17 protein-coding genes and 1 riboswitch are annotated in these 21477 nt (G+C 45.3%); of the genes, 11 read left to right on the top strand and 6 right to left on the bottom strand.

Annotation, left to right across the window (positions count from 1 at the left end; translation table 11 throughout):
• From helD to RAC86_RS18280, 4 genes are all read left to right on the top strand, one after another.
• Positions 1-2321, top strand: a 2321-nt coding sequence (gene helD / locus RAC86_RS18295) for an RNA polymerase recycling motor HelD (RefSeq protein WP_377885920.1), incomplete at its 5' end; no start/stop codon positions are given.
• Between the two features lie 171 nt (positions 2322-2492).
• Positions 2493-4310, top strand: a complete 1818-nt coding sequence (locus tag RAC86_RS18290) for an assimilatory sulfite reductase (NADPH) flavoprotein subunit (RefSeq protein WP_072565260.1) — start codon at positions 2493-2495, stop codon at positions 4308-4310.
• A 25-nt stretch (positions 4311-4335) separates the two neighbouring features.
• Positions 4336-6051, top strand: a complete 1716-nt coding sequence (gene cysI, locus RAC86_RS18285; RefSeq protein WP_014115150.1) for an assimilatory sulfite reductase (NADPH) hemoprotein subunit — start codon at positions 4336-4338, stop codon at positions 6049-6051.
• Positions 6052-6306: 255 nt separating this feature from the next.
• Complete coding sequence (locus tag RAC86_RS18280; protein ID WP_072565259.1) at positions 6307-8319, top strand: Na+/H+ antiporter; 2013 nt, start codon at positions 6307-6309, stop codon at positions 8317-8319.
• A gap of 43 nt (positions 8320-8362) precedes the next feature.
• Here the strand turns inward: RAC86_RS18280 and yvgO are convergent, their stop codons facing one another.
• The gene (yvgO, locus tag RAC86_RS18275) at positions 8363-8848 is read right to left on the bottom strand and encodes a stress response protein YvgO (RefSeq protein ID WP_072565258.1); all 486 of its coding nucleotides are present in this window, start codon (positions 8846-8848) and stop codon (positions 8363-8365) included.
• A 222-nt stretch (positions 8849-9070) separates the two neighbouring features.
• On the opposite strand from yvgO, the gene pgoN reads away from it, so the two are divergent.
• Positions 9071-9901 carry a glyoxal/methylglyoxal reductase gene (gene pgoN / locus RAC86_RS18270; protein WP_072565257.1) on the top strand — a complete coding sequence of 277 codons (831 nt, stop codon included), beginning with the start codon at positions 9071-9073 and terminating at the stop codon, positions 9899-9901.
• Positions 9902-9930: 29 nt separating this feature from the next.
• On the opposite strand, the gene modB is transcribed toward pgoN, so the two are convergent.
• Together modB and modA are read right to left on the bottom strand one after the other, a co-directional pair.
• Positions 9931-10623, bottom strand: coding sequence for a molybdate ABC transporter permease subunit (gene modB, locus RAC86_RS18265; protein WP_152024353.1), 693 nt, complete (start codon positions 10621-10623; stop codon positions 9931-9933).
• Positions 10595-11377, bottom strand: a complete 783-nt coding sequence (gene modA / locus RAC86_RS18260; RefSeq protein WP_072565255.1) for a molybdate ABC transporter substrate-binding protein — start codon at positions 11375-11377, stop codon at positions 10595-10597. The genes modB and modA overlap by 29 nt, the downstream gene beginning before the upstream one ends.
• A 110-nt stretch (positions 11378-11487) precedes the next feature.
• On the opposite strand from modA, the gene RAC86_RS18255 reads away from it, so the two are divergent.
• Positions 11488-12414: a substrate-binding domain-containing protein gene (locus RAC86_RS18255; protein WP_041521193.1), complete on the top strand. Its 927-nt coding sequence runs from the start codon at positions 11488-11490 to the stop codon at positions 12412-12414.
• 26 nt (positions 12415-12440) lie between these two features.
• On the opposite strand, the gene RAC86_RS18250 is transcribed toward RAC86_RS18255, so the two are convergent.
• The gene (locus tag RAC86_RS18250; protein WP_072565254.1) at positions 12441-14294 is read right to left on the bottom strand and encodes an LTA synthase family protein; all 1854 of its coding nucleotides are present in this window, start codon (positions 14292-14294) and stop codon (positions 12441-12443) included.
• A gap of 99 nt (positions 14295-14393) precedes the next feature.
• Positions 14394-14876 carry a metal-dependent hydrolase gene (locus tag RAC86_RS18245; RefSeq protein ID WP_061187941.1) on the bottom strand — a complete coding sequence of 161 codons (483 nt, stop codon included), beginning with the start codon at positions 14874-14876 and terminating at the stop codon, positions 14394-14396.
• Positions 14877-15044: 168 nt separating this feature from the next.
• Here RAC86_RS18245 and sspJ point away from each other — a divergent pair, with 168 nt between their 5' ends.
• Both sspJ and RAC86_RS18235 read left to right on the top strand, forming a co-directional pair.
• Positions 15045-15185, top strand: a complete 141-nt coding sequence (gene sspJ / locus RAC86_RS18240; RefSeq protein ID WP_003240697.1) for a small acid-soluble spore protein SspJ — start codon at positions 15045-15047, stop codon at positions 15183-15185.
• Positions 15186-15303: 118 nt separating this feature from the next.
• Positions 15304-15483, top strand: a riboswitch (Lysine riboswitch).
• A 105-nt stretch (positions 15484-15588) separates the two neighbouring features.
• Entirely contained in the window at positions 15589-16998 is a 1410-nt protein-coding gene (locus RAC86_RS18235) for an amino acid permease (protein WP_072565253.1), read from the top strand.
• Between the two features lie 358 nt (positions 16999-17356).
• Here RAC86_RS18235 and RAC86_RS18230 read toward each other — a convergent pair whose 3' ends face one another.
• Complete coding sequence (locus RAC86_RS18230; protein ID WP_014115137.1) at positions 17357-18304, bottom strand: iron-hydroxamate ABC transporter substrate-binding protein; 948 nt, start codon at positions 18302-18304, stop codon at positions 17357-17359.
• Positions 18305-18508: 204 nt separating this feature from the next.
• Here RAC86_RS18230 and RAC86_RS18225 point away from each other — a divergent pair, with 204 nt between their 5' ends.
• The 3 genes from RAC86_RS18225 to RAC86_RS18215 are packed head-to-tail and all read left to right on the top strand — an operon-like array spanning position 18509 to position 21390.
• Positions 18509-19555: a FecCD family ABC transporter permease gene (locus RAC86_RS18225; RefSeq protein WP_014115136.1), complete on the top strand. Its 1047-nt coding sequence runs from the start codon at positions 18509-18511 to the stop codon at positions 19553-19555.
• The gene (locus RAC86_RS18220) at positions 19555-20565 is read left to right on the top strand and encodes a FecCD family ABC transporter permease (protein ID WP_014115135.1); all 1011 of its coding nucleotides are present in this window, start codon (positions 19555-19557) and stop codon (positions 20563-20565) included. Before RAC86_RS18225 ends, RAC86_RS18220 begins: the two co-directional genes overlap by 1 nt.
• Positions 20566-20580: 15 nt before the next feature.
• On the top strand, positions 20581-21390 hold the full coding sequence (locus tag RAC86_RS18215) for an ABC transporter ATP-binding protein (protein ID WP_072565251.1): 810 nt from the start codon (positions 20581-20583) through the stop codon (positions 21388-21390).
• Positions 21391-21477: the final 87 nt, after the last annotated feature.

Here is a 21477-nt window from a genome sequence, read left to right as displayed (position 1 = left end):
ATCAGCAGGATAAGGAATGGAAGGAAGAGCAGTCAAGAATAGATGAGGTGCTGCAGGAGCTCGGCAAAAAAGAGCGGTTTCTCGAAACGTCTGCAGGCGGGTTAAAGCATGACATTATCGGATTAAGAAAAAGCTTTTGGGAGGATGTTACGGTTAATCTTGATGATGCCCATGAAGCGGTTGAAACGATGGCAAGCATTAAGCAGCAGGCAGAGCTGCTGTCTGATCGGGAACGGAATCATCGGCGTATGGATCAGCAGCTCAAACGAATTCATCGATTAAAAGCATCGCCTTATTTTGGGCGGATTGATTTTATTGAAAACGGCGAGGAGCGGGCAGAGCGAATTTATATCGGTTTAGCTTCTTGTATGGATGAGAAGGAGGAACAATTTCTAATCTATGACTGGAGGGCGCCAATATCAAGTATGTACTACAATTATTCCCCAGGAAAAGCGGAGTACGAAGTGCCCGGCGAAACGATAGAAGGGGAAATGGTGCTGAAACGCCAGTTTATCATTAAAAACGGCGCTCTTAAGGCGATGTTTAATACTGATATGACGATTGGCGATGAAATGCTGCAAGAGGTATTAAGCCATCAGTCTGATACTCAAATGAAAAACATCGTGTCTACGATTCAGAAAGAACAAAATCAGATTATCCGTAATGAAAAAAGCAAATTCCTGATCGTGCAGGGAGCGGCCGGGAGCGGAAAAACATCGGCAGCGCTTCAGCGTGTCGCTTATTTGTTATACAGGCACCGCGGCGTCATTGATGCCGGACAAATCGTTTTATTTTCTCCTAACTTCTTATTTAACAGCTATGTCTCCTCTGTTTTGCCTGAGTTAGGAGAAGAGAATATGGAGCAGGCGACGTTTCAGGAATATATCGAGCATCGGCTTGGCCGCAAGTTTCAATGTGAAAGCCCCTTTGACCAGCTTGAATATTGTCTGACCGAAACAAAGGATGACGGTTTTCCTTCAAGGCTTGCGGGAATTACATGGAAGGCGGGCTTATCTTTTCAGCAATTCATTGATGAATACGTCAGCCGGCTGTCGTCTGAAGGGATGATTTTTAAAAATATCATCTTCCGCGGGCAAAAACTGATCACAAAGGAACAGATTCAATCCTATTTTTACTCACTGGATCAAGGCCAGTCCATTCCAAACCGAATGGAGCTAACGGCGAGGTGGCTGCTGAGTGAGCTGAACAAGCTTGAGAAAAAGGAACGGCGTAAGGATTGGGTCGTTCAGGAAGCTGAGCTGCTCGACAAAGAGGATTACTTGGACGTGTACAAAAAACTGCAGGAAAGGAAACAGTTCAGTGAGAGTACTTTTAACGATTATCAAAGAGAGCAACAGCTGCTTGCCGCCATCATTGTGAAAAAGGTCTTCAAACCGCTCAAACAGGCGGTCAGACTCCTTGCGTTTCTTGATGTTACACAGCTGTATCTGCAATTGTTTTCTGGCTGGGGAGGGAAATGTCAGCATGAGGAGACGGCAGCGATAGGAGAGCTGACCCGATCGGCATTCGCGGAAAATAAATTGCTCTATGAGGATGCGGCACCGTTTCTTTATATGCAGGATCTGATTGAAGGCAGAAAGAAAAATACGAAGATCAAACATCTTTTTATCGACGAAGCTCAGGACTATTCACCGTTTCAGATGGCTTACATGAGAAGTATTTTTCCATCTGCCAGCATGACGGTGCTCGGTGATATCAATCAGTCCATCTACGCCCACGCCATACATGGCGTAAAGCGTATGGATGCGTGCTTTGAAGGTGACCCGGCTGAATATGTTCGTTTAAAGAGAACGTACAGATCGACAAAGCAGATTGTCGAGTTAACAAAAGCGATGCTTCAGGACGGAGCCGATATTGAGCCTTTTAACAGAAACGGGGAAATGCCTCTCGTTTTCAAAACCGAAGGACATGAGGACCTTTGTCAAAAACTCACGAAAGAAATTGACCGTCTCAAGAAGCAAGGGCACGAAACGATAGCCGTCATTTGCAAGACTGCGCAGCAATGCATACAGGCGCACGCTCACATGAGCGAATATATAGATGTTCGTCTGATTCATAAAGAAAATCAAACATTCCAAAAGGGAGTTTGTGTCATTCCAGTATATTTAGCGAAGGGAATTGAGTTTGACGCAGTGCTTGTCTATGATGCATCAGAAGAACATTATCAAACAGAGCACGACCGCAGGCTGTTATACACTGCCTGCACCCGAGCAATGCATATGCTGACGGTATTTTATACAGGTGAAGCCAGTCCGTTTGTAACAGCTGTGCCGCCCCACTTATATCAGAATGCTGAATGAAGAGAAGGGAGTCCTTCTCTTTTTCTATTTATAATGAAACAAAGCGGGTTTATCATTAGGATTCCTAATAGTTATCATCATGTAAATATATTTTACTTAAGCCTAGTATTCCGGTAAAGTTCAATTAGATGCAATTTTCGATCAGTTTATAACTTTGTGAGGTGGAATACGTTGCAACTTCAGGTAATGAACAGTCCGTTTAATCAGGAGCAGGCAGAGCTCCTTAACAGCCTTCTGCCAACCTTGACCGAATCTCAGAAAATCTGGCTGAGCGGATATTTATCCGCGCAATCTGTTTCCGCCCAAGAAACAGCGGAGGCGCCGGGGGCTACTGTGTCTGCGGAAGTGGCGGCACCAGCCGTTTCAAAAGAAGTGACCGTTCTTTACGGTTCACAGACGGGGAACGCACAGGGTCTTGCAGAAAATGCCGGCAAGCAGCTTGAGCAGCGCGGTTTTCAAGTAACCGTCTCATCCATGAGCGATTTTAAGCCGAATCAGCTGAAGAAAGTAAACAATCTTTTGATCGTCGTCAGTACGCACGGTGAAGGCGATCCGCCAGATAACGCACTGTCGTTTCACGAATTTCTGCATGGTAGACGGGCGCCTAAGCTTGAAGATCTTCGTTTTTCTGTTTTGGCGCTTGGTGACAGCTCGTACGAGTTTTTCTGCCAGACAGGGAAAGAATTTGATCAGCGCTTAGAAGAACTCGGCGGAAAACGGATTTCTCCGCGCGTTGATTGCGATCTTGACTATGATGAGCCGGCAGCTGAATGGCTGGAAAGCGTTTTTGATGGCTTAAGTGAAGCTGAGGGCGGAAGTGCCGCGCCTGCGCCGGCAGCAGTGCCTCAAACAGTTGAATCTGCGTATTCAAGAACAAACCCGTTTCGGGCTGAAGTGTTAGAAAATTTAAATTTGAACGGCCGCGGATCAAATAAAGAAACACGCCATGTGGAGCTGTCTCTTGAAGGATCTGGCCTGACTTATGAGCCTGGTGACAGCCTCGGCGTCTATCCGGAAAACGATCCGGAGCTTGTCGAGATGCTGCTTAAGGAAATGAATTGGGACCCCGAAGAAATTGTGACGCTTAATAAGCAAGGTGATGTCCGCCCGCTGAAAGAAGCGCTGATTTCTCACTATGAGATTACCGTTCTCACAAAACCGCTTCTTGAACAGGCAGCCCAGCTGTCTGGGAGCGATGAGCTTAGAGAGCTTTTAGCCCCAGGAAATGAGGATAATGTAAAAGCGTATCTTGAAGGGCGCGATTTGCTTGATCTCGTTCGTGATTATGGCCCGTTCAGTGTATCGGCGCAGGAGTTTGTTTCGATTCTGCGAAAAATGCCGGCCCGCCTCTATTCGATTGCGAGCAGTTTATCAGCTAATCCGGATGAAGTGCATTTAACGATCGGTGCAGTCCGCTACGATGCGCATGGCCGTGAACGAAAAGGCGTCTGCTCAATTTTATGCGCGGAGCGTCTGCAGCCGGGAGATACACTGCCGGTTTATGTCCAGCATAATCAAAACTTTAAGCTTCCGAAAGATCCTGAAACACCGATTATCATGGTCGGCCCTGGGACAGGCGTTGCTCCGTTCCGTTCCTTTATGCAGGAGCGTGAGGAGACGGGAGCGGAAGGAAAAGCATGGATGTTCTTTGGCGATCAGCACTTTGTGACAGATTTCCTTTACCAGACAGAGTGGCAAAATTGGCTCAAAGACGGTGTGCTGACAAAAATGGATGTGGCGTTCTCACGTGATACGGAAGAAAAAGTATATGTGCAGCATCGCATGCTTGAGCAGAGCGCAGAATTGTTCGAATGGCTTCGAGAAGGCGCGGTTGTTTACATTTGCGGCGATGAAAAGCACATGGCGCATGACGTCCATAACACATTGGTTGAAATTATCGAGAAAGAAGGCAATATGAGCCGCGATGAAGCGGAAGCTTATCTTGCCGATATGCAGCAGCAAAAACGCTATCAGCGTGATGTATATTGATTTGACTTGAAAGGAGTTTTTCAACATGGTGACCAAAATCTTAAAAGCACCGGACGGCTCTCCAAGTGATGTTGAACGCATTAAAAGAGAAAGTGATTATTTGCGCGGCACACTGAAAGAAGTCATGCTGGATCGGATCAGTGCCGGAATTCCGGATGATGACAACCGCCTGATGAAACACCACGGCAGTTATTTGCAGGATGACCGTGACCTCCGCAACGAACGCCAAAAGCAAAAGCTGGAGCCTGCATATCAGTTTATGCTGCGCGTGCGTATGCCAGGAGGCGTTTCAACGCCTGAGCAATGGCTTGTCATGGATGACCTTTCTCAGAAATACGGGAACGGCACATTAAAACTGACGACACGTGAAACGTTCCAAATGCATGGGATTCTGAAATGGAACATGAAGAAAACCATTCAGACGATCCACTCAGCTCTTTTGGATACGATCGCAGCCTGCGGAGACGTAAACCGCAACGTCATGTGCGCATCGAATCCTTATCAGTCTGAAATCCACTCTGAGGTATACGAGTGGTCTAAAACATTAAGTGATGATCTGCTGCCGCGGACGAGAGCATATCATGAAATTTGGCTAGATGAGGAAAGAGTGGCCGGCACGCCTGAGGAAGAAGTTGAGCCAATGTACGGACCGCTCTATCTGCCGCGGAAATTTAAAATCGGTATTGCAGTTCCGCCATCTAATGATATTGACGTCTTTTCACAAGATCTGGGATTCATTGCGATTGTTGAAGAGGGCAAACTGATTGGTTTTAACGTGGCGATCGGCGGCGGTATGGGAATGACGCACGGTGACACAGCGACATATCCCCAATTAGCCAAGGTGATTGGGTTCTGCCGTCCTGAGCAAATGTATGACGTTGCTGAAAAAACGATTACGATTCAGCGCGATTACGGAAACCGTTCTGTCCGCAAAAATGCGCGGTTCAAATACACGGTTGATCGCCTCGGTTTAGAAACCGTAATAGAAGAATTGGAAAACCGTCTTGGCTGGAGCTTGGAAGAAGCGAAGCCATATCACTTCGACCATAACGGCGACCGTTACGGCTGGGTGGAAGGCATTGAGGATAAATGGCATTTTACACTGTTTGTCGAAGGCGGCCGTGTAACGGATTACGATGATTATAAGCTGATGACAGGCTTGCGGGAAATCGCCAAGGTTCATACAGGCGAGTTTCGTCTGACATCCAATCAGAACTTGATTATTGCGAACGTTTCAAGCGATAAAAAAGATGAAATTAGTGCGTTAATCGAGCAATACGGACTCACTGATGGCAAGCATCATTCAGCGCTCCGCCGCAGCTCTATGGCGTGCGTCGCTCTTCCGACCTGCGGATTGGCAATGGCTGAAGCAGAACGTTATTTGCCGACCCTTTTAGATAAGGTTGAAGAGATTATTGACGAAAACGGCCTTCGTGATCAGGAAATCACCATTCGCATGACAGGCTGCCCTAACGGCTGTGCACGCCATGCACTTGGTGAGATCGGATTTATCGGAAAGGCGCCGGGCAAATATAATATGTATCTTGGCGCTGCATTTGACGGAAGCCGTTTAAGCAAAATGTACCGTGAAAACATCGGTGAAGAAGACATTTTAAGCGAGCTGCGCGACCTTCTTTCCCGTTATGCGAAAGAACGTGAGGAAGGCGAGCACTTCGGTGATTTTGTCATCCGCGCAGGCATCATTAAAGCAACGACTGACGGCACAAATTTTCATGATTGATAAAGAAAGATGAGAGACAGGGAATAACTCCCTGTCTCTTTTTTTCTAGAATTTGCTCTGCTGCAAAAAAGTTCACTATGAGCATTTCATGAGAAATAATACCCTAAAAAGGGTACTATAAAAGAAGACAAGTGTGGAGAGAACTCCTGCGAAATCACATAATGGATGCAAGGCCATCCTATCCTCAGCCTCTTATAGACAATCAGACATCGAGTCATCATGCACGAAACACAACAGACGAAGGAGGTCATGCATTTGGACATATTTTTAGTTGTTCTCGTTTTATTAACGATTATTGCGATATCCAATATCGTGAACCGGTTTATTCCATTTATTCCAGTGCCTCTTATTCAGGTGGCGCTAGGGATTCTTGCGGCCTCATTTCCACAGGGGCTTCATTTTGAATTAAGCACCGAATTGTTTTTTGTTTTGTTTATTGCGCCTCTTCTATTTAATGATGGGAAGAGAACGCCGCGGGCAGAGCTTTGGAATTTACGAGCTCCAATTTTATTGCTAGCACTCGGCCTTGTATTTGCGACTGTGATTGTAGGAGGCTACACGATTCACTGGATGATTCCTGATATTCCGCTGGCAGCGGCTTTTGGACTTGCGGCCATTCTTTCACCGACTGATGTTGTCGCTGTCAGCGCATTATCAGGAAGAGTGAAAATGCCAAAAGGGATTCTTCGATTGCTTGAAGGGGAAGGGCTGATGAATGACGCATCAGGTCTGGTGGCCTTCAAGTTTGCGATTGCAGCTGCAGTGACCGGTGCATTTTCATTAGCACAAGCGGCTGTCAGCTTTGTATTTATTTCTCTCGGGGGATTGCTGTGCGGGGTTGTCATTTCGTTTTTGATTATTCGTTTTCGCCTATTCTTGCGCCGCCTTGGTATGCAGGATGTCACGATGCATATGCTGATTCAAATTCTGACGCCGTTTGTGATTTATTTGGCAGCGGAAGAAATCGGCGTTTCCGGCATTTTAGCCGTTGTAGCGGGAGGCATTACCCATGCGGTTGAACAGGATCGTCTGGAATCAACGATGGTCAAACTGCAAATCGTCTCCTCGAGTACGTGGAACATTATTTTATTTATTTTGAACGGTCTTGTCTTCGTTATTCTCGGGACGCAGATTCCGGACGTCATTTCTGTCATCTTTAACGACACCGCAATCAGCAACTTGAAGGTGATCAGCTATATCCTTGTGATCACATTTACGTTAATGCTTCTCAGATTTCTGTGGGTGCTGTTCTTCTGGAATGGCAAATGGTTCTTTAATAGGGATCAGAACATCTATAAACCGGGTCTTCGTTCAACGCTGTTACTTTCGATTTCCGGTGTGCGCGGAGCTGTAACGCTTGCGGGTTCTTTCTCCATTCCGTATTTTCTGGAGGACGGCACACCGTTCCCGGAAAGAAATCTGATTCTCTTTTTAGCAGCCGGCGTCATTTTATGCACACTTGTCATTGCCACTGTTGTACTCCCGCTTCTGACTGAAAAAGAAGAAGAGGATGAGAAACGAAATGAAAAGCTGCTGACGGCAAGACGCAAATTGATTAAAACAGCTCTCCGAACGATTAAAGAGGGCATGAACGATACAAACAAAACAGCCTCTCTTGCGGTTATAGCTGAATACAATGAGAAAATGAAAAATCTTCGTTTTCAGCAGTATACATCATCTAATCGGATCAAAAAGCAAGAGCGAAAAGTCCGTGCGCAAGGGGTTAACGCTGAGCAAGAGGCACTGGTAAAAATGCTGGAGCGGGGAGATATCCCAGAAGAAACGGCAAATGTGCTGCAAGAACGGTTTAACGAATTAGAAATTTTGTATGGCAACCCATTTAAAGTCGGATTATCAAAAACAAGGCTCAAGCGGCTGATGTATTGGATTTTCTTCGGTGAACATAAAAAGCCGGAGATGTCGATTTTAAATGAAGCGGGATTGATACGGGCAACGAGAGTGAAAACAGCAAAAGCAGCGATAGAATACTTGGAAAAACATAAGACGGAAGAACATAAAGAAGTGTTTTTATCTGTCATTACGTTTTATAAACAATTAATTTTCAGGCTGGAGCACAGCCATCACGAGCTGAAATCAAGCGCTCATTTTGAAAATCAGAAGCTGGAAGTGAAGCTGAAGGCTGTGCAGGCGATCAGAAATGAAATTCAAACGCTCTTCGAGGAGCGGGAAATTTCCCGGGACATCTCCCATGAGCTTCGCCAATACATTAATGATGTGGAAGCCGCCATGCTTGAAGGCGGCGAATAAATACAGCAAAAAAGCTGGCGTCTAACGCCAGCTTTTTTCTATATTAAGGGCGATGGAATTCGACAGTGCTGCCATCCCGGTCGAACCAGCCTCTGAAGGCCCAGTTGATCCAGCCGCCATCACCTTTGTTTGTAAAGGTTCCGTCTTCAAATACCCAAATGCCGTACGTAATGCCGTCGTAAACGGCTGAACCGTAAAATTGCACACCGTTCAAGTGATCTTCATACTCCTGGCTTAAATTAAATACCATGACGTTATATTTTTGGCCGGATGCGTAGAAGGAAGACTCCATGAGGTTTTTCACAAATCCATCCCGGTTCTGTGAGGATTTGATGGCATCAGCGATCTGGTTGGCAATTCCAAGCACATCCAGGTTGACGTTTAAACCTACATCAGCGGCAGTTGTTCCGGCAGTTGCTGTCTGTGAGATCTTCGGAGCAGGATTTTCTTCAGCGGAAGCAAAGGACAAAGGGGCAATTGTCAAAGCGGCACCAAGCGCAAGTGTCATTGGGATACGAATATGTTTCAAGTTGTTTCCTCCTTTGTTTTCATTTGGTTACACTAAACGCATACCCTGCTCAATGTATCGATAATCTCAATATTGTTAAAATAGGAAAAAAATAGTGTTTGGATTTGCCTGTGCTGTGAAAAAAGAAGCAAAAAGAGGGTCTTAAGCGTATTATTGGTATCGGCTGAGAGGAATGTGAGATAATATAGACGCTTACATTTCAGTGAAAGGGTGGATGTTCAAGTGCCAACAAGTTTAAAAGATACTGTAAAGTTACATAACGGAGTGGAAATGCCTTGGTTCGGTCTGGGTGTTTTTAAAGTAGAAAATGGAAGTGAAGCGACTGAATCAGTGAAAGCGGCAATTAAAAACGGCTACCGCAGCATTGATACAGCAGCGATCTACAAAAATGAAGAAGGCGTTGGCATCGGAATTAAAGAATCCGGTGTGGCAAGAGAAGAGCTCTTCATCACATCAAAAGTATGGAATGAAGATCAAGGCTACGAAACAACGCTTGCTGCCTTTGAAAAAAGCTTGGAAAGACTTCAGCTTGATTACTTAGATCTATATTTGATCCACTGGCCTGGCAAGGATAAATATAAAGATACATGGCGCGCGCTTGAAAAGCTGTACAAAGACGGCAAAATCCGCGCGATCGGCGTCAGCAACTTCCAAGTTCATCATTTAGAAGAGCTGTTGAAAGATGCTGAAATCAAACCGATGGTGAACCAAGTTGAATTTCACCCTCGTTTGACGCAAAAAGAATTAAGAGATTACTGTAAAGAGCAAGGCATCCAGTTGGAAGCGTGGTCTCCGCTCATGCAGGGACAGCTTTTGGATAACGAAGTACTGACACAGATTGCTGAAAAACACAATAAATCTGTGGCTCAAGTGATTTTGCGCTGGGATCTGCAGCATGAAGTTGTAACAATTCCAAAATCCATTAAAGAACACCGTATCATCGAAAACGCTGATATTTTCGATTTCGAATTGTCTCAAGAAGACATGGACAAAATTGACGCGTTAAACAAAGATGAGCGTGTCGGCCCAAATCCCGATGAGCTCCTGTTTTAATGAAAAACTCCCCGTCACGGGGAGTTTTTTTAGTGTGTTTTTTTCTGTTGAATGAAAAACAGCATCAAAAAGGAAATGACAACAATACAGACGACCCACGCCCAGGCAAGGGTATTGTTGCCGGAATCCAATGCCACATAAATGGCCGTCGGCAGTGTTTGCGTAACACCGGGGATGTTCCCTGCAAACATGAGTGTTGCGCCAAATTCTCCGAGCGCCCGCGCAAGGCTGAGGATGCTTCCGGTCAGCAATGAAGGATAGGCGAGCGGGACTGAAATATGGATAAATACCTTCCATCTGCTTGCGCCGTCTAGCATTGCCGCGCCCTGTATATCGGGATCAATGTCAGCAAATCCGGTTTTGGCGGATTGATACATAAGCGGAAAGGCTACAACCGCTGAGGCGATCACAGCGGCCCACCAGGTGAAAATGACAGGCTGCTGAAAGACCCACTCGATGGCTTGACCGATGAAACTGTGCTTTCCGAAAATGACGATCAAAATAAAACCGACAACAGTAGGCGGAAGAACGAGCGGAAGCATAAAAAATGTTTCGAGCGCCGTTTTTCCGAAAAATGATGCCCGCGACATCCATGCTCCAGCCAGTGTTCCGAGAATAATGACAACAATTCCGGCAACTGCCGCCACCTGAAAGGAAAGCAAAACAGGTGTGAAAAAATCTGAAGCGCTTATGCTACTCAGCAGTAAAACCATATTTCTCAAATACTTTCATTGCTTCATCAGATTGCAGGTACTCGTAAAATTCCTTCGCTTCCTTACGGTGTTTTGTATCTTTTACAATTCCTAACGGATAGACAATCGGGCTGTGTGTATCTGCTTTTGCCTCGTCAATGATTTTGACCTTTTTTGAGATCAGAGCGTCCGTTTTATAAACAACGCCTGCGTCTACATTGCCTGTTTCAACATAAGAAAGAACTTGGCGAACGTCTTTTCCGTATACGATCTTATCCTTCACTTTGTCCCATAGAGACAGCTTTGTCAGTGATTCTTTCCCGTAAGCTCCTGCCGGCACGGATTCCGGCGTTCCGAGGGCGATTTTTTCTGAATCAGCCAGATTGCTGAAGCGAGTCACAGGCGAATCGCCGTTTTTCGGCACGACCAGCACAATTTCATTGCCGACTAAATCAGTGCTGTCTTTTTTGGCGATATCCCCATCATCCACCAGCTTTTGAAATTTATCCTCAGCAGCTGAGAAGAAGAGGTCAGCTCCTGCTCCTTGAGAAATCTGTTTTTGCAAGGCGCCTGATGAGCCATAGTTATCTTGGATTGTAATGTTTTGATGTTCTTTTTCGTAATTCTTTTGGATTTCCTCAAGTGCATCCTGTACACTGGCGGCAGCTGAGATGGTTAACGTAACTTTTTTCTCGCTGTCCGTTGAAGACTGGTTTGAAGAACAGCCTGCTGCAAGCAGAAAAGCGGTTAAGGCTGCGAATAAAATAGAATACTTCTTAAACATGATTGCACCCCTTATCATTAGATATAACTAATTATAACTGATTATGTTTGGTTTATGTGGGTTTTTTTACATTCGACGAAAAGGTATAATAAAATAGGAGAGTGATGATGATGAATGAAACCTCTTCCTATACGATAGAAGAAGTTGCAGGTCTGCTGAAGGTATCAAAGCTGACCGTTTATGATTTGATTAAAAAAGGCGTGCTGCCTGCTTACCGTGTCGGAAGGCAGATGCGTGTGGACGAAGAAGACCTAAAGCAATATAAGACGAATATGAGAATGTCTCAGCCTATTGCTGCAGCCGAAGTACCGAAACAGAGGCAGGAGGCTGAGCCGGACGGCAGACCGAATGTCATGATCAGCGGACAGGACATTTCGATGGATATGCTCAGTAAGCATTTGGAGAATGCCATTCAGGAGACGCCGCTCCGCAAATACAAAGGAAGCTTAAACAGCCTGATTGATATGTATCAAGGAAAGTGTGACATTGTCAGCCTCCATTTGTACGATGCAGAAACCGGCCAGTATAACGCGCCTTATGTGAAACGGATTTTGTCAGGTGAACCGTTTTGTCTGATCAATGTCGTTCTCCGCAAAGCAGGACTGTATGTTCAAAAAGGGAATCCGAAAAACATTCAAGGCTGGGAAGACTTGAAAAGGACCGATATCCGGATTATCAACAGGGAAAAGGGTTCGGGCGCAAGGGTGCTCCTTAATGAACAGCTTGGCTTGCTTGGTGTGAATCCGGCTGATGTAAAGGGATACGGCGAAATCGTGACCGATCATTACGCTGTCGCTTCACAAGTCTCAAGCGGACAGGCTGACGCAGGAATCGGGGCGCAGCACGCGGCACATATGGGCAGTGTTGATTTTATCCCGCTTATCGACGAACAATATGATATCGTCGTTTTGAAAAAACATGAGCAGCTGCTGAAGGCTGTGAAGGAGATCTTGAATTCTGAGGAATACAAGGCGAATCTGTCCCATTTAAACGGCTATCACACAAAGCTGACCGGTAAAGTAATGTTTGAAACGTAAAAAATCCCTCTGTACAGAGGGATTTTTTATTCATAAAAACGGAGCAGGTCGCCGTTTAAGATTTTATCAGAAAAAGACAGCTCTTCGTTTGCTTTCTCCTTATAAGGGAGGCACGCATTCTGATCTTCCAGCGCTTCACCTGTTTTTTGGCTGTAGCACGTGTTTTTCGTGTATACATAGTCGTTCGTTATAAAACTGCCGTTTCTCAGCACGGCGAATGGGGTGCGGTCATCTGACAGCAAATCGTTGCCGAATTGAATATCGCCCTTTGTTTCAATGCCTAGCAAATGCATCAGTGTCGGCCTGACGTCGACCTGCCCTCCGGCGTCAGAGATGGTTTCCGGCTTTTGATCGGTAATTCCCGGGATATGTATAATAAACGGTACCCGCTGGAGCTGAACGTTGTCATACGGCGTGATTTCATCTTTCCCTAAAAACTCAGCCATCGCATCGTTATGGGCTTCTGAAATCCCGTAATGATCTCCCATAAACACGATCATCGAATTTTCGTATAAGCCCTCGTTCTTCAGTTTTTTGATAAAATGCTTCAATGCCTCATCTTCATAGCGAACCGTTGTCACATAACGGTTTAGCAGGTCGCTGCTTGAATCATATTCATCAATCAGCTGATCCTTTTCATCAATCTCAAACGGAAAATGATTCGTTAATGTGATGAAACTGCTGTAGAACGGCTGCGGCAGGCTTTTCAGCTTTCCGGCTGACTGCTCTAAAAATTCCTTATCCTTTAAGCCCCAGCTTGTTGATGTTCCGGGAGTGACATGGAAGTCATCAACATCAAAAAAGCGGTCAATCCCAAATGTATCGTACATCACATTTCGGTTCCAAAATGTTTTATGATTGGCGTGAAAGACGGCTGAATAATAATCATGTTGTTTCAGCGATTTGTACATCGTATGAAATTGATGGTCGCTTTTCGTGAAAAAGACGGCGCCGCTAAGGGAAGGATACAGCGAGTTAGCGACGATGAATTCTGAATCAGATGTTTTGCCTTGTTCGGTTTGCTGATAGAAATGATCAAAGTAATAGCTTTTTTTGATGAAATCATTCATAAACGGGGTAATTTCTTTTCCATTTACCTTTTCATTCAGAACAAAGCTTTGGGTCGATTCAAGCGTCACAAAGATGACGTTGCGCCCCTTTGCCAGCCCGAACTTGCTTTGGTCAGGCTTGCTGTAATCAGCCTCTGTGTAGTTTTTAATGGCAGTCATGCTGTCTTCATCTGCAAATGCTTTCGCGCTTATATTCACAGTCTGAGATATCGTATCGTAGATATGAAATTGAAACAGACCGATGCTTTTGACGAGCATTTCCCGGTCAAAGGAATGTGCCAAAAGCCTCGGCTGCTGTACTTCTGCAAGTGCCAGGGTGCATAAAATCATGCCGCAGGAAGCTGCATAGTACCGTTTGACCGTGCGGGATGCGGCTTTTGTCTGCGAGTGTTTCTCTTTTCGGGCAGGCAGCAGAAGAAAAACCAAATCCGCAAACAGGGCGATAAACAGAGGGTTGAACAGTTCTTTTACACTGCTGCCCATATCGCTCATGTTACTGGCCTGAAACAAAACCGGGATGGTAATAAAATCGATATAAAAGCCGTAAAAAATCGTGTTGGAAATCAAGATTACAGTCAGAACCAAATTGGCAATCAGCAAAAAGACCCGCTGCTTATTTTCTTTCAGAAGCAGGCCGATCCCGAATAAAGGAAGGATAAAGCTGAGCGGGTTGATCAGCAACATCAGCTCCTCCAACAGAGAATCGATCTGCAAATCAAAGCCGAGTTTATAGATCGCATACGTTTTGATCCACATGAATACGATCGAAATACATAAAAACCGCTGATTGTGAAAAAAGGTTCCTTTCATTAATATGACTCCTCACGTTTTCTTGATCATCTGCATGAAATGCTTCTTATGTAAAACCTACTAAAAACAGCCCGTTCAGACAAGTGTCAGCACTCACGTTTAAAACATGCGTCCATGAAACAGCATATAAAAGTAGTAACATGAAGCAATTGTCAGCCCGGCTAACACGAGCTGCTCGGAAAAACTGCCTGTCTTCATATATAGTGGGAGCCGCACGCGGATCGTTGAAGGGAATAATAATTTGATTCCGTTCACCGTCCAAGCGTCAAGAATCAAATGGCTCGCCATTCCGATCATCAGTCCGGTTGATATGTTTTTATCTGGAATATATGTGCCTGTGATAAAAAACATGATGAGCAGAAACAGCAGGCTGTGCGTAAAGGTTCGGTGGCCAAAAACGGAGCTGACCACTTTCGATAAAATAGGAAATCTTCTCCCGATTTTGCTTTGCGTGTGGCAGATATCGGGTATCAATGCCCCAACCGCGCCTGACGCAGCCATAAGCACTGGATCAAATCCATAATAATAAGCCACTGCCGTACAAGAAGCGATGCCTCCCATGATGTGTGTTTTTCCTGTCATTTCCCGCTTCTCCTTTTATCTTTTGCAAAAAATCTCTGAATTACAAATATATCAAGAGAATGTATGTTTGATCAACAGGACTTTGTACGATAAAAAATTTCCCGCATAATTTCTCAAGGAAAAAGGCATCTTAAACATGTACCTATTTTCTATAAAGAGGTGATACGAATGGGTTTCTTTAATAAAGATAAAGGAAAACGTTCTGATAAAGAAAAAAACGTAATCCAGGGAGCTCTTGAAGATGCCGGTTCAGCTCTAAAAGATGATCCACTTCAAGAAGCTGTGCAAAAAAAGAAAAATAATCGATAAACCACAGTGCGGATAGGGCTTGTCTCTATCCGTATTTTCCATCTGTTCCCTTTGACAGATCATCCTTTCTTTGATAACCTTCTGGGAGTAACTGAATATTTAAATCCTCACTCTTTCTCAGTGAGGTAGAGGTTGCGCGGATGATGAGTCACACATGCTAGGCTGACAGGAGCTGTTAAACATGTGTAAAAGGCATCAGCGCCGAAGTGTGGAGAAAGCCGATCCTTCTCTATGCTGGGACTGTATCTGAATAAGTGCAGGACTGCCGCGTGCTTTTTCGCGGAGGGCTATCCGGAGATCAAGGGTGTGTGTTTCTTTAAGCATGGACTTTTGTTCAGGCTTTTTTTGCGTTTTATATGATCTCGGGGTCTGGTCCGTACAAAGAATCATTGGAGGTACTGGAATGGAACAGACGAAAAAATGGGGTTTTTGGTTATTAACGGCGTTTGTCGTTGGAAATATGGTTGGATCAGGAATTTTCTCCCTGCCGAGTTCGCTTGCTACGATCGCAAGTCCGCTTGGCGCTACGTCCGCCTGGCTTTTGACAGGTGCCGGCGTGCTAATGATTGCGCTTGTCTTCGGGCACTTGTCCATTCGCAAGCCTGAGCTGACAGCGGGACCGCAAAGTTATGCGAGAGCGCTGTTTTCTGATCCGAAGAAAGGGAACGCTGCCGGATTCACAATGGTGTGGGGCTACTGGGTGGCGAGCTGGATCAGTAACGTGGCGATTATTACAAGTCTTGCCGGTTACTTGACTTCGTTCTTCCCGATCTTGGTTGATAAACGTGAAATGTTTTCAATCGGCGGGCAAGAGGTGACACTCGGCCAATTGCTGACGTTTGCTGTATGTACAATCTTGCTATGGGGAACGCACACAATTCTTGTTGCAAGCATTAACGGTGCAAGTAAATTAAACTTTATCACAACGTTTTCGAAAGTATTAGGTTTTGTCTTCTTTATCGTTGCCGGATTGTTTGTATTTCAAACGACATTATTCGATCATTTTTATTTTCCAATTCAAGGCGAAAACGGCACAAGCATCGGAATTGGCGGCCAGGTTCACAACGCCGCAATTTCTACTCTTTGGGCGTTTGTCGGAATTGAATCAGCGGTTATCCTGTCCGGACGCGCGCGTTCTCAGCGTGATGTAAAACGTGCGACAATTACCGGATTGCTGATTGCATTGAGCATTTATATTATTGTGACTTTAATTACGATGGGCGTTCTGCCGCATGATAAGCTTGTCGGCTCTGAAAAACCGTTCGTTGATGTGCTGTATGCGATTGTCGGGAACGCGGGAAGCGTGATCATGGCCCTATTGGCGATTCTTTGCTTATTCGGAACGATGCTCGGCTGGATTTTGCTTGGCTCTGAGGTTCCTTACCAAGCTGCTAAAGCAGGAGATTTTCCGGCATTCTTTGCGAAAACGAATAAAAAGGGAAGTCCGATTAATGCGCTGATTATTACAAATGTGATGTCACAGGTCTTCATTTTCTCTGTTATTTCCCGGACAATAAGTGACGCATTTACGTTTTTAACGACAGCGGCAACACTTGCGTATTTAATTCCGTATTTGGTATCAGCGATTTACAGCTTGAAGCTTGTCATCAAAGGTGAAACATATGACCAGCTAAAAGGCTCCCGCGTAAAAGACGGATTGATTGCGATTTTAGCGTGCGCATACTCATTGTTTGTGATTGTAACAGGCACAGCGGATTTAACGACATTTATTCTCGGCATCGGTTTATTCTTTGTCGGGTTGATCGTTTATCCATTTGTGGTTAAAAAGTTCCAGAAAGAAAAACAAGCATAAACAAAAGACACCTGATTTTCAGGTGTCTTTTTTATCGAAATGCAATTTCTCCTGTTAGTAATCCGATCGTTAAAATAGCTGACAGGAAAGCTGAAATAGAGAGAAAAACCTTTGCGGATAATCGCATATGCAAAAACCGTTTTTTCAGTCTCTCCAGGAAACTAAACACGACTAACACTATGATGAATACCAAGAGCACATGATAAAAAGGTTTTCCGATATAGAGCCTGTTAAAAAAACTGATCGCGATGATCATGCAGCTAAATATGAATTGCGCAAGAAAATATCCGATATGGTTCAAAATGAGCCGCTCCTTTTAATGGATGGAAAAAGAGCCGCAGGCAGGCGGCTCTTTTGTTTATTTTGTTAAGCTTTCCGTAATAAACTTCAGCTGGCCCTCTAATGAAATCGGGTCTGTAAAATAGAAGCCAATTGGGTCAATCTTATAGACATGGTCATTTTTAACGGCGCTTAGGTTCTTCCAGATGGAGCTGTCAAAAACGCCGCCATCATCACCGCCTGATTGCCATGGTCCTGCGAAAATATAATCTCCGGCGAAGTCAGGGAGCTTCTCTAATGAAATACTTGTATATCCAGGACCCTGGTCAATGGCTTTTTCTTTTGTCAGCTTTGTAGCCTGCAGGCCGAGATCTTTGTAAATAATGCTTCCGCCTCTTCCAAAATCTTTACCGAATACGTAAATGTCTTTTCCATTCGTTTGCATAATGGAAATTGTTTTGTCACCGACGGCTTTTTTGATTTTTGTTTTAGCTGCCGCAACTTTGTTATCCCACTCAGCCAGCCATTTTTCCGCTTTATCTTCAGTTCCCGTCATTTTTGCGAATTCTTTCAGCTGTTCGATATTGTCGAGCTTATCGTATTTTACCGCGACAGTCGGCGCGATTTTCTCAAGCTTTTTAATATCAGCGCCTTGCGTTGTCCAGACAATAATCAAGTCAGGATTCAAATCAATGACTTTTTCAATGGACGTGCCGTCTCCGATGTTTGTGACACCATCGGTTTTTCCTTTGTAGTAGGGGTTTTTAAATACATTCTCAGGCGCACCGACGACGTTGATGCCCAGTGTTTTGAAGTAGCCGTAGTAGCCGTCAGCCATGACAACCACCCGTTTAGGATGTTTAGGAATTTTCACATTTCCGTTTTCAGCCTTGTATGTAATGGTTTCTTCGTCTTTTGAATCAGAGGAAGAGCCTTTGCTTTCTGAGTTATTTCCGCAGGCTGCCAGCGCTGCAATTAATAGCAGGGCAAAAAATGCGGCTCCGAGTTTCTTATAGATATGGGTCATATCTCATACCTTCTTTCTGGAAAATAGGTGATAAAGAGAATCATTATCAATGTGATTATACCATCGCAAGAGCCAGTTGACACGATATTTTTGCAATTATATTCTCATTTTTGTTTAAAACGCTCTATTAAATCAGCGGAAAAAAGTGATATACTGGAACAGCAATTGATAATCATTATCAGTATTGGAAAGGAAGTACGGCTGTTGAGTCAAAAGAAAAATAGACAGACCACATCAGAAGAAATCCAATGGACGTCAAGGTCATATGGCGCGGTCATTGTCCTTATTGCAGGGATATGCTTACTATGCCTTGGCGCGCTTTTATCCATATCTCTCGGTGCAGCGGATATTCATTTGCGCACTGTGTGGGACGCCATCTTTCATTTTCAGCCGACAGAGACGTCCCACCAAATTATACACGATCTTCGGCTGCCAAGAACGGCTGCTGCTGCACTTGTCGGCGCATTGCTAGCAGTGTCGGGAGCGATCATGCAGGGGATGACGAGAAACCCTTTGGCAGAGCCTTCGATTATGGGCGTTACATCGGGCTCCGCGTTTGCCGTTTCGATTGCGTTTGCCTTTTTCCCCGGACTTTCTGCTATGGGGCTTGTGCTATGGTCCTTTGCAGGAGCGGGGCTGGGGGCATCGACGGTAATGGGTATCGGCATGTTTTCAAGAGGCGGACTTACGCCTGTAAAACTTGCTCTCGCGGGAACGGCTGTTACTTATTTCTTTACGGGCATTTCAACCGCCATTGCAATCCGCTTTGATGTCGCTCAGGATATCAGTTTTTGGTACGCAGGCGGAGTAGCGGGCGTGAAATGGTCAGGTGTCCAGCTTTTGCTTCTCGCAGGGGCTGTCGGTTTAACGCTGGCGTTTATCATAGCCCGGTCTGTGACAGTGTTAAGTCTCGGTGATGAGCTGGCGAAAGGGCTTGGACAATATACATCAGCGGTAAAACTGGTTGGCATGCTTGTCGTTGTGATTTTGACGGGGGCTGCGGTTTCCATAGCTGGCACCATCGCATTTATCGGACTGATCATTCCGCATATTACCCGATTTTTGGTCGGTGTAGATTATAGGTGGATTATTCCTTGCTCGGCAGTGCTCGGCGCTGTTTTGCTTGTGTTTGCTGACATTGCGGCAAGACTCGTAAATGCGCCCTTTGAAACGCCTGTAGGCGCGCTGACTTCTCTAATCGGCGTTCCCTTTTTCTTTTATTTGGCACGCCGTGAAAGGAGAGGGCTGTAATGAAAACAAAAACGAAAAAGCCGTTCTTTGTGATGGCTGTGACCTTTCTGCTCATCGTGCTGGTCTTTTTTATCAGTCTAAATTTGGGCGTCATCAAAATTGCACCGCTTAAAACGCTTCAGGTCTTTTTCGGCCAAGGAACGGCGCGTGACGAGCTTGTTTTATTTGAGTTCAGGCTTCCCCGGATCATCCTTTCCTTGCTCGTTGGGGCGGGAATCGCTGTTGCTGGAGCCATTTTGCAAAGCGTGTCTCAAAATGATCTGGCTGAGCCCGGTATTCTCGGAATTAACGCCGGCGGCTCTCTTGCTGTTGTGCTTTTTATTTACTTTTTTCAAGAGTCAGCTTCAGACCTCAGCTTTTTCGGTACATTTATGCTGCCGTTCAGTGCTTTGGCGGGCGCGATCCTCGCCGCGTTTCTCATTTATCTTCTGGCTTGGAAAAAAGGCGTGACCCCGATTCGGTTGATTTTAGTCGGCATTGGTGTGAATGCCGGATTTAACGCCCTGTTGCTGATTTTTCAGCTCAAGATGGACCCTCATGATTTTATGCAAGCCGCGGTTTGGATATCCGGCTCGATATGGGGGGCAAACTGGAATATGATCTGGGCGATTCTCCCTTGGATTGTGATCTTGCTTCCGTTTACTTTATATAAGGCACGCTATTTGAACATTTTACAGCTTGGAGACCAATTAGCGACCGGGCTGGGCACTGCTGTGGAAAGGGAAAGACGGATTCTTCTTCTGGCAGCGGTCACACTTGCCGCTTCATGCGTTGCAGCTGCAGGGGGCATTGCGTTTCTCGGATTGATCGCGCCCCACGTGGCAAGAAGGCTTACCGGTCCCCGTCACCAGACGCTGATACCGGTCTCCGCCTTCATCGGCGCATTTCTGTTTTTGCTCGCAGATACGCTGGCGAGAAATGTATTGGCACCGTCAGAAATTCCGGTTGGACTTGTCATTTCCGTATTAGGTGCGCCTTACTTTATTTATTTATTGATGAAAGCGAATTAGAGGAGGGGGCCGAATATGAATTCATTATCAACAGATCAGCTTGGAATCGGTTATGGCGACAGGGTGATTGTAGAAGAGTTAAATATATCGATTCCTAAAGGGAAAATTACCACCCTAATCGGCCCGAACGGCTGCGGGAAATCAACGATATTAAAAACAATGTCCAGAATTATGCGTTCACATGCAGGGACCGTCTATTTAAACGGCAAAGCGATTCATAAAATGTCTACAAAGGACATTGCGAAAGATATGGCGATTCTGCCGCAGACACCTGAAGCGCCGAGCGGTTTAACGGTGTATGAATTGGTATCGTACGGCAGGTTTCCGCATCAGTCAGGATTCGGCAGATTAAATGATGAAGACCGCCGGATTATCAAATGGGCGCTTGAAGAAACAGGCATGGCTGAATTTGCTGAAAGGCCGATTGAGGCACTGTCAGGCGGACAGCGTCAGCGCGTGTGGATTGCCATGGCGCTTGCACAAGGGACTGAATTGCTGCTGCTGGATGAACCTACAACGTATCTTGATCTCGCACACCAGCTTGAAATTCTTCAGCTGCTTGACAGACTCAACAAAGAGCAGGGGCGGACGATTTTAATGGTCATTCATGACCTTAACCACGCAGCCCGTTTTTCTCATTATATGATCGCGCTCAAAAAAGGCACGGTCATCAAGGAAGGCACCGTACTGGAGGTTATGACACCGGACATTTTGAAGCAGGTATTTCAGATTGATGCCGAAATCGTGACTGATCCCCGTACAAATAAACCTGTATGCTTGACCTATGATCTGATTAAAAATGAAAAAGCGCTTGTTTCTGTGTAAGAAAAATCCCGGTTCAGAGCCGGGATTTTTTTATTTTCGGCCGTGAAAATACAATTTTTCTATTTGATCCCATCATTTCAATAAAAA

The organism is Bacillus sp. LR_5, assembly GCF_042709275.1.
Note: the sequence above shows the minus strand (reverse complement) of the source record. Positions and strands in the feature narration are given on the sequence as shown.